15 protein-coding genes are annotated in these 13,055 nt (G+C 67.6%); 9 read left to right on the top strand and 6 right to left on the bottom strand.

Going from position 1 to position 13,055, the window contains the following annotated elements; translation table 11 throughout:
• Positions 1-25: 25 nt before the first annotated feature.
• From HLA98_RS19270 to HLA98_RS19255, 4 genes are all read left to right on the top strand, one after another.
• On the top strand, positions 26-787 hold the full coding sequence (locus HLA98_RS19270) for a 3-oxoacyl-ACP reductase (protein WP_425480867.1): 762 nt from the start codon (positions 26-28) through the stop codon (positions 785-787).
• Between the two features lie 4 nt (positions 788-791).
• Positions 792-1,187, top strand: coding sequence for a MerR family transcriptional regulator (locus tag HLA98_RS19265; protein WP_057501491.1), 396 nt, complete (start codon positions 792-794; stop codon positions 1,185-1,187).
• Between the two features lie 56 nt (positions 1,188-1,243).
• On the top strand, positions 1,244-1,825 hold the full coding sequence (locus tag HLA98_RS19260) for an NAD(P)H-dependent oxidoreductase (protein ID WP_057501509.1): 582 nt from the start codon (positions 1,244-1,246) through the stop codon (positions 1,823-1,825).
• Between the two features lie 138 nt (positions 1,826-1,963).
• Positions 1,964-2,425 carry a DUF4304 domain-containing protein gene (locus HLA98_RS19255; RefSeq protein WP_057501492.1) on the top strand — a complete coding sequence of 154 codons (462 nt, stop codon included), beginning with the start codon at positions 1,964-1,966 and terminating at the stop codon, positions 2,423-2,425.
• Positions 2,426-2,518: 93 nt separating this feature from the next.
• Here HLA98_RS19255 and HLA98_RS19250 read toward each other — a convergent pair whose 3' ends face one another.
• The 3 genes from HLA98_RS19250 to HLA98_RS19240 are packed head-to-tail and all read right to left on the bottom strand — an operon-like array spanning position 2,519 to position 4,889.
• Positions 2,519-2,773, bottom strand: coding sequence for a DUF6587 family protein (locus HLA98_RS19250; protein WP_057501493.1), 255 nt, complete (start codon positions 2,771-2,773; stop codon positions 2,519-2,521).
• Positions 2,773-4,638, bottom strand: a complete 1,866-nt coding sequence (gene feoB / locus HLA98_RS19245) for a ferrous iron transporter B (RefSeq protein ID WP_057501494.1) — start codon at positions 4,636-4,638, stop codon at positions 2,773-2,775. The genes HLA98_RS19250 and feoB overlap by 1 nt, the downstream gene beginning before the upstream one ends.
• Positions 4,635-4,889: a FeoA family protein gene (locus HLA98_RS19240; protein ID WP_057501495.1), complete on the bottom strand. Its 255-nt coding sequence runs from the start codon at positions 4,887-4,889 to the stop codon at positions 4,635-4,637. Before HLA98_RS19240 ends, feoB begins: the two co-directional genes overlap by 4 nt.
• 119 nt (positions 4,890-5,008) lie before the next feature.
• Between HLA98_RS19240 and HLA98_RS19235 the strand changes: the two genes are divergently transcribed.
• The 5 genes from HLA98_RS19235 (at position 5,009) to yeiP (ending at position 8,581) form a co-directional block, all read left to right on the top strand.
• Positions 5,009-5,797, top strand: a complete 789-nt coding sequence (locus HLA98_RS19235; RefSeq protein ID WP_049447128.1) for an enoyl-CoA hydratase/isomerase family protein — start codon at positions 5,009-5,011, stop codon at positions 5,795-5,797.
• Positions 5,798-5,799: 2 nt separating this feature from the next.
• Positions 5,800-6,201, top strand: coding sequence for a VOC family protein (locus HLA98_RS19230; RefSeq protein WP_057501496.1), 402 nt, complete (start codon positions 5,800-5,802; stop codon positions 6,199-6,201).
• Positions 6,198-7,094 (top strand): hydroxymethylglutaryl-CoA lyase, encoded by an 897-nt coding sequence (locus tag HLA98_RS19225; RefSeq protein WP_057501497.1) that lies wholly within the window; start codon positions 6,198-6,200, stop codon positions 7,092-7,094. Before HLA98_RS19230 ends, HLA98_RS19225 begins: the two co-directional genes overlap by 4 nt.
• Before the next feature lie 100 nt (positions 7,095-7,194).
• Positions 7,195-7,965 carry an SDR family oxidoreductase gene (locus tag HLA98_RS19220; RefSeq protein ID WP_043399005.1) on the top strand — a complete coding sequence of 257 codons (771 nt, stop codon included), beginning with the start codon at positions 7,195-7,197 and terminating at the stop codon, positions 7,963-7,965.
• Positions 7,966-8,014: 49 nt separating this feature from the next.
• Entirely contained in the window at positions 8,015-8,581 is a 567-nt protein-coding gene (gene yeiP / locus HLA98_RS19215; protein WP_005409468.1) for an elongation factor P-like protein YeiP, read from the top strand.
• Between the two features lie 162 nt (positions 8,582-8,743).
• Here yeiP and HLA98_RS19210 read toward each other — a convergent pair whose 3' ends face one another.
• The 3 genes from HLA98_RS19210 to HLA98_RS19200 form a co-directional block, all read right to left on the bottom strand.
• Complete coding sequence (locus tag HLA98_RS19210; protein ID WP_057501498.1) at positions 8,744-9,436, bottom strand: COG3650 family protein; 693 nt, start codon at positions 9,434-9,436, stop codon at positions 8,744-8,746.
• 83 nt (positions 9,437-9,519) lie between these two features.
• Positions 9,520-9,912: a nuclear transport factor 2 family protein gene (locus tag HLA98_RS19205; RefSeq protein WP_057501499.1), complete on the bottom strand. Its 393-nt coding sequence runs from the start codon at positions 9,910-9,912 to the stop codon at positions 9,520-9,522.
• Positions 9,893-13,042 carry a multidrug efflux RND transporter permease subunit gene (locus HLA98_RS19200; RefSeq protein ID WP_049447138.1) on the bottom strand — a complete coding sequence of 1,050 codons (3,150 nt, stop codon included), beginning with the start codon at positions 13,040-13,042 and terminating at the stop codon, positions 9,893-9,895. Before HLA98_RS19200 ends, HLA98_RS19205 begins: the two co-directional genes overlap by 20 nt.
• Positions 13,043-13,055: the final 13 nt, after the last annotated feature.

The raw sequence follows: 13,055 nt of genomic DNA, 5'->3' as shown, positions 1-13,055 counted from the left end.
TCATGCAATGGATGGCAGCTCCCTCATGCAGATCAGCGAACAGCTGGTGCTGGTCACCGGCGCCGGCCGTGGCCTTGGCCAGCACATCGCCCGCGCGTTCGCTGCGCAGGGTGCGCGCGTCATCGTCAACTATCACCGCAGCGAAGGCGCCGCACGGGCGCTGGCAACCGAGCTGGGCGGACAGGCAATCGCACTGCCGGCCGACGTCACTGATCGCAGCCAGGTCGATGCGATGCTGCAGCATGCCCTGGCCCACTTCGGCCAGGGCGTCACCACGGTGGTCAACAACGCACTCGCTGCGTTCTCGTTCAATGGTGATGCCCGCGACGGCGCCGCCGCTATCGGCTGGCCGGCCTTCCAGGCGCAGTTCGAGGGCAGCGTGCGCGGCGCGCTGAACACCGTGCAGGCCGTCCTGCCCGGCATGCAGGCCCGCCGCTTCGGCCGCGTGATCAACATCGGCACCAACCTGTTCCAGAACCCGGTGGTGCCCTACCACGACTACACCGCGGCCAAAGCCGCCCTGTTGGCACTGACCCGCACGCTGGCCGGTGACCTCGGCCCGCATGGCATCACCGTGAACATGCTGTCCGGCGGCCTGCTGCGTACCACCGATGCCAGTGCCGCCACGCCGGAAGCGGTGTTCGACTACATCGCCGCCAACACCCCGCTGCGCAGCGTCACCACCCCGGCCGAGTTCGCCGATACCGCACTGTTCTTCGCCAGCCCCTGGTCGCGCGCGGTGACCGGCCAGAATCTGGTGGTCGATGGCGGACTGGTGCGGGACTGAGCCGATGCGCATCTCCGAAGTCAGCCGCCTGACCGGCGCCAGTGCCAAGGCCATCCGCCTGTACGAAGCACGCGGCCTGCTGCCGCCGGTGCCGCGCCTGAACCGATATCGCGACTACAGCGAACAGGACGTGGCCTGGGTGCAGCTGATCCGCCAGGCGCTGGGGCTGGGTATCACGCTTGCGTCGATCTCACGCCTGCAGGGCCGCGACGGGCGGCTCGACTGGCCAGCGGTGCTGGCCTTGCTGGAGCAGCAGCGCGGCCGCGTTGCCAACGAACGGGCACGGCTTGCACAGGTCGAGCGCGATCTGCAGCAGGTCAGCGACGAACTTCAGCGGTGGCTGCACTCCGGCAGCGGCGACTGCGTACTGGAACCCGGCGGCTGTACCACCGGGGTTTGACTCTGCCCCAGGGGCAGACCGCAGTCTCGCGCACTTTCCATTGCCCGAGGTTGCGCGTGTCCCGTTCCATCCTGATCCTGCTCGGCCATCCTGACCGTGACAGCCTGTGCGGCGCCCTCGCCCAGCGCTATGCCACGGCCGCCGAGAACGCCGGCCACCGGGTGCGCCTGATCGCACTGGGCGACCTTGAATTCGACCCGGTTCTGCGCCACGGCTACCGCCAGATCCAGCCGCTGGAGGCCGATCTGCAGGACGCCGCCGAGGCGATTCAAGCCTGCGATCACCTGGTCCTGGTCTATCCCACCTGGTGGGGCGCGATGCCGGCGCTGCTGAAGGGCTTCTTCGATCGCGTGCTGTTGCCGGGATACGCCTTCCGCTACCGGCGCGATTCGGTGTGGTGGGACCGCCTGCTGGCCGGGCGCAGCGCGCGGGTGATCACCACGCTGGACACGCCGCCCTGGTACTACCGCTGGATCCACCGCGACCCGGGCATCACCCAGATCCGCGCCACCATCCTGGAGTTCTGCGGCATCCGCCCGGTGCGGGTCAGCCGCGTGGGCGCGGTGCGCAGCAGCACCCCGGCGCAGCGCAGCAAGTGGCTGGCGCTGGCAGCGGAGCTGGGAGCGCGGGCCGGCTAGATCCAGGCCACGGGCAAGGCGTGCGAACCAAGGTTCGCACCCACCTGGGGCGCTCGTTGCGCGTGTCGCATTTGCCAATTGACCTGAAATCACTGCGCCTCAAGGCTGTGGACCCTTCTTCCGGCCCAGGCAGAATGCATGAAATCCGCGACAGTCTTCAGCAGATGTGCAAGGAAAACAGGCTTTGCCGGAACAACGACCACACGCTACCGGTTGCTGGACGGCGCTTCGCTTGTCGTAAATCACCAGGCCGCCAGTCACGGCAGGGGCTTCTATGTAAATGCCGGGCTCTACTTTGCGGAGCTGCTTGAGCACCCGCTTGAACCGTGCGACCTCGAGAAGGCCTTCAGGTACCGCACCAGCATTCCCACCCCCCATGTGGACTGGCGGATCGAAGAGACGCCAGGGCTGCGCCGGGTCTTCACCCAACAGGACCTTCATGACCTGCTTGAAGCTGGTGATCGCAACGCGATGAAGCGCCTGCTGCTCAATGCCCTTGCCGACGTGGCGGGCTTCGCGGCAATCCATGGAAACCGGGAATCGGTGCGGCGATTGAATCAGGATGGACGCTTCCGGGCGATCATCCGGAGGGAGGTTTGAATCCGGAGAGCGTGCGAACCAAGGTTCGCACCCACAGGGGGAGGGCCCACCCACCGGCAGAAGGTTCGCACCCACCAGAGCAGGAAAGCAGCGTCAGTGCTGCTTCGGCGGAGTCGGCCCGCAGCTGTCGCAACTGCCACAGGCACCACCACTCCCGCTCGCCGGCGGCGCGACCTTCCGCCCCAGCGCCTGCAGCCAGGCAGCGCGGCCCGGCTTGAGCAGCGCCAGCGCCAATACCCCACGCAGCTTGCGCACGGTGCCGGGAAACTGCTTCTTCAGCACCACCCAGACACTGACCAGCACGGCCACCGCGATGATCAGGTACTGGATCAGCAGGCCGGTATCCATCAGCCGCCTCCCAGCGCCTTGGTCACCTGGTAGGTGATCAGCGCCGCCACGTAGGCTGCGGCAAACAGGTAGAACGCAGCAAAGCCCATCTGCTTCCACGAGTTGGTCTCGCGCTTGATGGTGGCCAGCGTCGAGATGCACATCGGGGCGTAGATGTACCAGACCAGCAGCGAAAGAGCGGTCGCCAGCGACCAGCCATCGCTGATCAACGGGGTCAGCGCCTGGCTGGCCGCATCGTCATCGGCGGCCGACAGTGCATACACGGTGGCCAGCGAAGACACCGCCACCTCGCGCGCGGCCAGGCCCGGGATCAACGCGATGCAGATCTGCCAGTTGAAGCCCAGCGGCGCGAAGAACACCGCCATCGCATGGCCGATCTGGCCGGCGTAACTGTAATCAATGGCTGGCATCGTGGCGTCGGCCGGTGCCGCCGGGAACGACAGCAGCACCCACAACAGGATGGTCAGCGCCAGGATGATGCCACCGACGCGCTTGAGGAAGATCATGCCGCGCTCGTACAGCCCCACCGCCAGGTCGCGCACGTGCGGCAACCGGTACGACGGCAGCTCCAGCATCAGCGGATGCTCGCTCTTGTCGCGACGCCACTTCTTCATGATCCACGACATCGCCAGCGCGCTGAGAATGCCCGCCGCATACAGGCCGAACAGCACCAGGCCCTGCTGGTTGAACACGCCCCACACCGTCTTCTGCGGAATGAACGCACCGATCAGCAGCGCGTACACCGGCAGGCGCGCCGAGCAGGTCATCAGCGGCGCCACCAGGATCGTGGCCAGGCGGTCACGCGGGTCCTGGATGCTGCGCGTGGACATGATACCCGGCACCGCGCAGGCGAAGCTGGACAGCAGCGGGATGAACGAGCGGCCGGACAGGCCGGCGGCCGCCATCATGCGGTCGAGCAGGAACGCTGCACGCGGCAGGTAGCCGGACTCCTCCAGTACCAGGATGAAGAAGAACAGGATCAGGATCTGCGGCAGGAACACCACCACGCCACCCACACCGGCGATGATGCCGTCGGTGAGCAGGCTGGCCAGCGGGCCTTCCGGCAGCACGCTGCCAACGAAAGTGCCCAGCCAGGCAAAGCCGGCCTCGATGCCATCCATCAACGGCGTCGCCCAGGCGTACACCGCCTGGAAGATCAGGAACATCACCACTGCCAGGCTGACCAGGCCGAACACCGGATGCAGCAGCCAGCGGTCCAGCGCGTCGTCGATCTTCGCGGTCCGCGCCGGCATGCGCACGGCCACCGACAGGATCTCGCGCACCTTGGCGTGGTAGTCGATGCCACCTTCCGGGCCCGGCACCGGCGCATCCAGGTGCGGCACCATCGCATCGAGGCGTTCGACCAGGGCCTTGGCGCCCTGCTTGCGCACCGCCACGGTTTCCACTATCGGGACGCCCAGCTCGCGCTCCAGCGCGGCCACATCCACCTGGATGCCACGGCGCTGGGCCGCATCAACCATGTTCAGCGCCACCACCATCGGCTTGCCCAGCTCGCGCAGTTCCAGCGCGAAACGCAGGTGCAGGCGCAGGTTGGTGGCGTCGATCACGCACAGCAGCACATCCGGCGCGGCTTCGCCCGGGTAGAAGCCCCGGCACAGGTCACGGGTGATCGCCTCGTCCAGGCTGGCCGGATGCAGGCTGTAGGCGCCCGGCAGGTCGAGCACCGCGAATTCACGGCCGGACGGCGCACGCAGGCGGCCTTCCTTGCGCTCGACGGTGACGCCGGTGTAGTTGGCAACCTTCTGCCGGCTGCCGGTCAGCTGGTTGAACAGTGCGGTCTTGCCGCTGTTGGGGTTACCGACCAGCGCAACGCGCAGCGGGGCGGTAGTGGCAGTAGCAGTCATGCGCGTCGTTCCTGGCTGGCGGCGTCGACCACGACCCGCATGGCTTCACTGATCCGCAGCGCGAACCGGGTGAACCCGACCTGCACAAGCAGCGGCTCGCCCCCCACCGGACCCTTGGCCACCAGGCGTACTTCCTCGCCATTCACGAAACCCAGCTCGCGCAGGCGACGGGCAATGGCATCGTTGGCATGCAGGTCCTGCACGGACTCGACCACGGCCGAGGTGTGCAGCGGCAGTTCGGACAGCGTCATCTAGCGTGTTCTCTGCTGGATGTAAATGGTTCTCGATTCTAACATTCCCGCGTCGCGTCATGGCCCATGACCAATGGCCCGCTATGATCCATACAGGTATGGAGTGACCCTGGAATCCCATGAACGATGCTTTGCAGATCGAGCGCAGCGGCGCCGTCCTCACCCTCTGGCTGAACCGGCCGGAGCTGCACAACGCCTTTGACGCCGGGCTGATCGCCCGGCTGACCGCCGCACTGGAGGCCGCCGGCCACGATGATTCGGTGCGCGCGGTGGTAGTGGCCGGCCACGGCGCCTCCTTCTCGGCCGGCGCCGACATGCAGTGGATGCGCGGCATGGCTGCGGCCAGCGAGGCCGACAACCGCGAGGACTCACTGGCGCTGGCGCGGCTGATGCGCACCCTGGACGAGCTGCCCAAGCCGACCCTGGCCCGGGTCCATGGCGCGGCCTTCGGCGGCGGCGTCGGCCTGGTCGCCTGCTGCGACATCGCCATCGCCAGCACCTCGGCCCGCTTCGGCCTGACCGAAAGCCGCCTCGGCCTGCTGCCGGCGGTGATCTCGCCCTATGTGATCGAGGCCATCGGCCCGCGCCAGGCCCGCCGCTGGTTCGCCACCGGCGAGCATTTCGACGCCGACACCGCGCTGCGCATCGGCCTGGTCCACCAGCTGGTCGAGCCCGAACGCCTGGACGAGGCACTGCAACGCCAGCTGGCCCTGCTCGACAAGGCCGGCCCGATCGCCTCGTCCAGCGCCAAGCAACTGGTGCGGCAGGTCCGCGACAGCCATGACCGCGACACGCTGGATCGCGATAATGCCGCCCTGATCGCGCGCCTGCGGGTGTCCGCCGAGGGCCAGGAAGGCCTGGGCGCCTTCCTTGACAAGCGCGCCCCCCATTGGGTCACGGAAGCCTGAACATGCTCGATCATCTTGGTTTGACCAGCGCCGACCTGGCGCGCAGCAAGACCTTCTTCCTGCAGGCGCTGGCGCCGCTGCAGATCGGCGTGGTGATGGAAGTGACCGCCGAACAGACCGGCGCCCACGACCACATCGGCTTCGGCAGCGATGGCAAGCCATTCTTCTGGCTCGGCAATGGCGGCACCGCCAGCCACGGCGTGCACGTGGCCTTCGCCTGCACCAGCCGCGACCAGGTGGACGCCTTCCATGCCGCCGCCCTCGCCGCCGGCGGCCGTGACAACGGCGCGCCGGGCCTGCGCCCGTGGTACCACCCCCACTACTACGCCGCCTTCGTGCTCGATCCGGACGGCAACAACATCGAGGCGGTCTGCCACCTCCCCGCCGCCGGGGTGGCCGCATGAGCGACTACGTCCGCATCGTCGAGGTCGGCCCGCGTGACGGCCTGCAGAACGAAAAGCAGTCGGTCTCCACCGCCGACAAGATCGAACTGATCAACCGCCTGTCGGCTACCGGCCTGCGCAGCATCGAGGCGACCAGCTTCGTCAGCCCGAAGTGGATCCCGCAGCTGGCCGATGCCGCCGAGGTCTACGCCGGCATCCAGCGCCGGCCCGGCATCCATTACCCGGTACTGGTGCCGAACGAACAGGGCTACGACCGCGCCCGTGCGGTGGGCGTGGAGGAAGTAGCAGTGTTCACCGCCGCGTCCGAGGCGTTCAACCGCACCAACACCAATGCCGGCATCGACGAGTCGCTGGCCCGCTTTGAACCGATCCTGCGCCGTGCCGCCGCCGATGGCGTGCGCGTGCGCGGCTACGTCTCCACCGTGCTCGGCTGTCCTTACCAGGGCGAGGTACCGCTGGCCGACGTGGTGCGCGTCGCACGTGCCCTGCACCAGATGGGCTGTTACGAAATCTCGCTGGGCGACACCATCGGCGTCGGCACCCCGCGCAAGGCACGCGCGATGCTGCACGCGGTGGCCGCCGAGATTCCGATGGCGGCGTTGGCCGTGCACTTCCACGACACCTACGGCCAGGCCATCGCCAACATCGCCACCTGCCTGGAAGAAGGCGTGCGCGTAGTCGACAGCGCCGTGTCCGGCGCCGGTGGCTGCCCGTACGCGAAGGGCGCCAGCGGCAACGTCGCCAGCGAAGACGTGGTCTATCTGCTGCAGGGCCTGGGCCTGGACAGCGGCGTGGACCTGCCGGCACTGGCCGAGACCGGCCGTTGGCTGGCCGGCCTGCTTGGCCGCGCCACCGCCAGCCGCACCGGGCAGGCGCTGGCCGCGGCCGGTTGACCACCGCACTGCGCCGCCCCGCAAAGGCGGCGCAGTGCACAACAGCGGCGGTCGCGGCTTCCGTTAGAATCGGCGGTTCTCGAACCTGCAGGACCGTTCAATGCAGCTGTCTTCCGTACGTGCCGTGATCACTGGCGGCGTCTCCGGCCTCGGCCTGGCCGTGGCCCAGCACCTCGTCGCCCAGGGCGGCAAGGTGGCCCTGTTCGACCTCAACGACGACAAGGGCGCAGCCGCCGTTGCCGGGCTGGGTGCCGACAAGGCCCGCTATTTCAACGTCAACGTCAGCGATGAGGCGGCCGTGGCTGCGGCCATCGACCAGGCCCACGATTTCCTTGGCGGCCTGAACGTGGCGATGAACTGCGCCGGCATCCTCGGCGCCGGCCGCGTGCTCGGCAAGGAAGGCCCGATGCCGCTGGCCGGCTTCCAGGGCACGGTGATGGTCAACCTGGTCGGCAGCTTCAACGTCGCCAAGGCTGCGGCCAACCGCATGCAGCACAACGAAGCCGGCACCGACGGCGAGCGCGGCGTGATCATCAACACCGCCAGCATCGCCGCCTATGAAGGCCAGATCGGCCAGGCCGCGTATGCCGCCAGCAAGGGCGGCGTGGTGTCGATGACGCTGCCGATGGCACGCGAACTGTCGCGCTTCGGCATCCGCGTCAATACCATCGCTCCGGGCGTGTTCTGGACGCCGATGGTCGACGGCATGCCCGAAGCCGTGCAGCAGTCGCTGGCCGCCTCGATTCCGTTCCCGTCGCGCCTGGGCAAGCCGGAAGACTTCGCCAGCCTGGTCGGTTTCATCCTCGGCAACACCTACCTCAACGGCGAGACCATCCGCCTGGACGGCGCTACCCGCCTCGCTCCGAAGTGATTCCCCACGGGCGCCGGGACGGCGCCCTCCCCCAACGACCTAGATCACCATGAAAGCCAACGACATCAAGAAGGGCAACGTCGTCGAGTACAACAACGGCGTGTACCAGATCCGCGACATCGAGCGCAGCTCGCCGCAGGGTCGCGGCGGCAACGTCCGCTTCCGCTTCATCATGTACAGCGTGCCGGGCGGCAACAAGCTCGACGCCAGCTTCGATGCCGACGACAACCTGGTCGAGGTCGAACTGCTGCGCCGCCAGTCCACCTATTCGTACAAGGACGGCGACGCGTTCGTGTTCCTCGATGACGAGGACTACACCCCCTACACCCTGGACGCAGACGTGATCGGCGACGATGCCGGCTACATCACCGACGGCCTGACCGGCATCTACGTGCAGGTGATCGACGAGCAGCCGGTGGCGATCCAGCTGCCGGCCTCGGTGGTGCTGGAAGTGATCGAAACGCCGCCGGAACTGAAGGGTGGCACCGCCACCAAGCGCCCGAAGCCGGCCAAGCTCAACACCGGCATCGAGATCATGGTGCCGGAGTACATCGTCAACGGCGAGCGCGTGCTGGTGAACACCGCGACCGGTGAATTCGCGGGCCGTGCCGACTAAGCGCCTCGCGCTGATCGGCTGGCTGTCCCTGCTTGCGGCGTGTTCGCCGCCGGCAGCGGACGGATCATCGGTGGCAGCGGATGTGTAGAGCCGAGCCCACGCTCGGCCGCTGTGGGTTGGACAGGTACTGCAGCCGAGCGTGGGCTCGGCTCTACAGGTAACTTACGGCTGCTTCGCACCGAAGTTGCCACAGCCATGGTACTGGCGCGTGCCCACGGTCAGCATCGCCTTGGCCTCGAAGGCTTCACCACTCATGTCATCCTGGCACGTGGTGCGCTGGAAGCTGAGCTTGACGTCGGTGCCATCGGACGCCTTGCCACTCCAACCGTCGGCACCTTCGGTGGGCGTGGCGACGTCGAAGCGACGCTCGCCATAGTCAACTTCCACCTGCAGGCCCGGCGCGTCGCCGTCGACAACCGCCAGCCAACCGGGCTCATTGCCGGTGGCACGGAACGCGGCCTTTCCGGCACTGCCATCGCCTTCGGTGGGTTCGACCGCGTGGCACTCGCGATCGGCCTCGCCCTTCAGGCTCAACAGGCCGTCATCGCTGCCCTTGGTCCAGAAGCTGTTGCCCTGGCCATCGCCATACTTGGCGCCGGATGCCGCGCGTTCGGAAGTCATGGCGAAGGTACGCTCGCCGATCACCACCGTGGCTGCATCCTCGCCATTGAAGGTCGCGCGTACGCTCAGATCACCACACTGGTAGGCGGTCTCGCTGCCACCTTCGGTGCCGGCCCTCGGCGGCGGCGTGGCACGCGGGGCATCATTGCCACCCGCGGCGGGCGGCTGGGCTGGCTGGCACGCGGCGAGCACCAAGCCGAGGGAGGCTGCCAACAGACTGGGAACTACACGCATGGCTCGACTCCTTGTCGACACTACAGAGAAGCTCGACCCTACCACCTGCCGGTGAGCGGGGCCTGAAAGTGGCCTGACCGCACTCATGCGGCCAGTACCGCCATCGACAGCAGCTGAGCGCCGCTGTCGCCGGAACTGCAGGCCCAGACCCGCAACAGGCGCAGCTTTACCACACGTTCCTGGCCCTGCTGCAACACTGACAGCCGCACATCGCTGGACAGTAGTGCCAGGCGGCCACACAACAGCGTTTCAACCGCGTGCAGCTGCAGGCTTCGTACCTGCAGACCACCGGCCAGCCAATCGCCCAGCCAGGGCAGATCGAGCATGCGGCCGCCGTGGCCATCCATCATGAACAACGCCGGCGATACCAGCGCGGTCAGCGCATCGTGATCATTTTCCAGCAGGGCCGCGCACAGGCGCTGCTCCAGCACCATCAACTGTTGCTCGTGCAGATCTTCAACGATGTTCCGTTCCATCCACGGTTCCTCCCGGCATCGGCCGGCGCCTGCGCAGGCGTTGCGCGATCCACTGCCGCGCGCCCTGCACCACTACATAGAAAACCGGTACGAAGAACACCGCCAGCACGGTCGCACTGACCATGCCGCCGAACACGCCGGTTCCAATTGCCTGCTGGGTTTCCTTCGACGCGCCCTGCGCCAGCATCAGCGGCACCACGCCCAGCGCGAACGCCAGCGAGGTCATCACGATCGGCCGCAGGCGCAGCCGCGCGGCCTCCAGCGCTGCTTCAACCAGGCCGCGACCCTGCTGCTGCAGCTGGCGCGCGAACTCGACGATGAGGATCGCGTTCTTCGCCGACAGCCCGATCACGGTGATCATGCCGACCTTGAAGAACACGTCGTTGGGCATGCCCCGCAACAACACCGCAGCAACCGCACCGAGCAGACCCAGCGGCACCACCAGCATCACCGCCAGCGGGATCGACCAGCTTTCGTACAGCGCCGCCAGCACCAGGAACACCACCAGCATCGACAGCAGCAACAGCCACGGTGCCTGCGCGCCCGATTCGCGTTCCTGCAGCGACTGGCTGGTCCACTGCAGGGCAAAGCCAGATGGCAGCTTCCCGGCCAACCGCTCCATCTCCGCCATCGCCTGACCGGTCGATACGCCGGTGGCCGGCGCGCCGGACAGGTTCAGCGCCGGGAAGCCGAGATAACGCTGCAGCTGCAGTGGCGCCTCGGTCCAGTGCGGGGTAACCAGCTCGGACAGCGCCACCATGCCGCCTTCGCTGTTGCGCACGTACAGCTTCAGCACGTCCTCCAGCTCCATACGGTACGGCGCATCTGCCTGCAGGATCACCTGCTGCAACCGGCCCTTGTTGGGGAAGTCGTTGACGTACTGCGAGCCCATCGCCGCTGACAGCGTGCTGCTGATCTGCTCGAAGCCCACGCCCATTGCCTCGGCCTTGGCGCGGTCGATGTCCAGCCGCACGCTGGTGCCTGCCGGCAGGCCATCGGCGTGCACCTCGGACAGCAGCGGGCTGGCCTCGGCCAGCTTCAGCAGCTGCTGCAGGGCCGCGCGCAGTTCGGCCTGGCTCTGCCCGGTACGCGCCTGCAGCGCCAGCGAGAAACCGGAAGAACGCCCCAGGCTGTCGATGGCCGGCGGCATCACGCTCATCACCTCGCCTTCGGCAACCGTGGCCATCGCCTTCTGCGCGGCCTCCACCTCACCGGCCGCGGTAGCACCTGCGCGCTCGCCCCAGTCCTTCAGCATGGTGTAGGTCAGCGCCGCACTCGGGCCGGAACCGGAGAAGCTGTAGCCGAGGATGGCCTGGTTGGAACCGATGCCCGGGCGCGAGGCCACATGCCGCTCGTACGCTTCCACCACCGCCAGTGTGCGTTCGGCCGTGGCTTCGGCCGGCAGCTGGATCGAGGTCATGAAGTAGCCCTGGTCCTCTTCCGGCAGGAAGGCGCCCGGCAGCCAGTGCAGGCCCAGCAGCAGCGCCGCCACCAGCGCGGCGAACACGCCCATGACCCGCCCGCTCCGCTGCAGCACCGACGCCACACCACGCTGGTAACGCCCGGTCATCCGCTCGAAGCCACGGTTGAAGGCGCCGAACAGCCCGCCACGACCGTGATGGCCATGGGTGTTCGGGCGCAGCAGCGTCGCGCACAGCGCTGGCGTAAGGCTCAAGGCCAGCAGCGCCGAGAACAGGATCGACACCGCCATCGCCACGGTGAACTGGCGGTAGATCGCGCCCACCGAGCCGCTGGCCAACGCCATCGGGATGAACACCGCGGTCAGCACCAGGGTGATGCCGATCACCGCACCGGTCAGCTCGCGCATCGCCTTGATGGTCGCCTCCCGCGGCGGCAGACCCTCCTCGGCCATGATCCGTTCCACGCCCTCGACCACCACGATCGCGTCGTCGACGATGATGCCGATCGCCAGCACCATGCCGAACATGGTCAGCACGTTGATCGAGAAGCCCAGCGCCAGCATCACCGCGAAGGTGCCCAGCAGCGCGATCGGTGCGACCAGCGCTGGAATCAGCGTATAGCGCCAGTTCTGCAGGAACAGGTACATCACAGCGAACACCAGCAGCATGGCCTCCAGCAGCGTCTGCACCACCTTCTGGATCGAGATCTTGACGAACGGCGCGGTGTCGAACGGAATACTCGATTCCACGCCGCGCGGCAGCAGCGGCGCCAGTTCGGCCATGCGCTCACGCACCGCCGACGCGGTACGCACCGCATTCGCGCCCGGGCGCAGCTGCACGCCGGCGGCGGTGGCCGGATGGCCATCCTCACGGGTGCCCCAGGCATAACTCTGCGCGCCCAGCTCGACGCGGGCGACGTCGCCCAGCAGCACCCGCGAACCGTCGGCCCCGGCACGCAGCACAATGGCGGCGAACTGTTCCGGCGTGGACAGCTGGCCATCGGCGCTCAACGGCACAGTGATGCGCTGGCCCGGCACACCTGGCGAATCGCCGATGCGCCCTGGTGAGATCTCCAGGTTCTGCTGCTCGATGGCAGCCGCCACGTCACCCATGGTCAGGCCGTAGCCGGTCAACCGGGTCGGGTCCAGCCACACGCGCATCGCCTGCTCGGCACCGAACAGCTGCACGCGGCCGACGCCATCGATGCGGCGCAGCTCTTCGATGATGTTGCGCGCCATGAAGTCGCCCAGTGCGGCCTCGCTGACGCTGGCGTCCGGCGAACGCAGGCCGACCAGCATCAGGAAACCCGAATCGGCGGCCTCCACAAACAGGCCGTTCTGGCGCACGCTGCGCGGCAGGCGCGGCTCGATCGCCTTGATCCGGTTCTGCACGTCCACCTGCGCCAGCTCCGGGTTGGTACCCGGCTTGAAGGTCGCAGTAATCGAGGCTTCGCCGGAGGTGTCCACCGACGACTCGAAGTACAGCAGGTGCTTGACGCTGGACAGCTCGCGCTCGATCAGGCCGACCACCGCGTCATTCAGCGTCTGCGGGCTGGCGCCCGGGTAGCTGGCGTAGATGCTGACGCTGGGCGGCGCAACCGCCGGATAGCGCTCCACCGCCAGCCGCGGGATCGCCAGCACGCCGGCCAGAATGATGAAGATCGCCAGCACCCAGGCGAACACCGGGCGATCGATGAAGAAACGTGCCATGTTGGATTTTCCT

The sequence above is a fragment of the Stenotrophomonas africana genome (assembly GCF_013004645.1).
Lineage (GTDB): Bacteria > Pseudomonadota > Gammaproteobacteria > Xanthomonadales > Xanthomonadaceae > Stenotrophomonas > Stenotrophomonas africana.
This window is presented reverse-complemented; position numbering and strand designations above follow the sequence as displayed.

Coding starts and splice junctions, on each gene's coding strand:
- HLA98_RS19270 (WP_425480867.1), top strand. CDS start 26: ATGCAGATCAGCGAACAGCTGGTGCTGGTCACCGGCGCCGGCCGTGGC.
- HLA98_RS19265 (WP_057501491.1), top strand. CDS start 792: ATGCGCATCTCCGAAGTCAGCCGCCTGACCGGCGCCAGTGCCAAGGCC.
- HLA98_RS19255 (WP_057501492.1), top strand. CDS start 1,964: ATGAAATCCGCGACAGTCTTCAGCAGATGTGCAAGGAAAACAGGCTTT.
- HLA98_RS19250 (WP_057501493.1), bottom strand. CDS start 2,773: ATGGATACCGGCCTGCTGATCCAGTACCTGATCATCGCGGTGGCCGTG.
- feoB (WP_057501494.1), bottom strand. CDS start 4,638: ATGACTGCTACTGCCACTACCGCCCCGCTGCGCGTTGCGCTGGTCGGT.
- HLA98_RS19240 (WP_057501495.1), bottom strand. CDS start 4,889: ATGACGCTGTCCGAACTGCCGCTGCACACCTCGGCCGTGGTCGAGTCC.
- HLA98_RS19235 (WP_049447128.1), top strand. CDS start 5,009: ATGAACGATGCTTTGCAGATCGAGCGCAGCGGCGCCGTCCTCACCCTC.
- HLA98_RS19230 (WP_057501496.1), top strand. CDS start 5,800: ATGCTCGATCATCTTGGTTTGACCAGCGCCGACCTGGCGCGCAGCAAG.
- HLA98_RS19225 (WP_057501497.1), top strand. CDS start 6,198: ATGAGCGACTACGTCCGCATCGTCGAGGTCGGCCCGCGTGACGGCCTG.
- HLA98_RS19220 (WP_043399005.1), top strand. CDS start 7,195: ATGCAGCTGTCTTCCGTACGTGCCGTGATCACTGGCGGCGTCTCCGGC.
- yeiP (WP_005409468.1), top strand. CDS start 8,015: ATGAAAGCCAACGACATCAAGAAGGGCAACGTCGTCGAGTACAACAAC.
- HLA98_RS19210 (WP_057501498.1), bottom strand. CDS start 9,436: ATGCGTGTAGTTCCCAGTCTGTTGGCAGCCTCCCTCGGCTTGGTGCTC.
- HLA98_RS19205 (WP_057501499.1), bottom strand. CDS start 9,912: ATGGAACGGAACATCGTTGAAGATCTGCACGAGCAACAGTTGATGGTG.
- HLA98_RS19200 (WP_049447138.1), bottom strand. CDS start 13,042: ATGGCACGTTTCTTCATCGATCGCCCGGTGTTCGCCTGGGTGCTGGCG.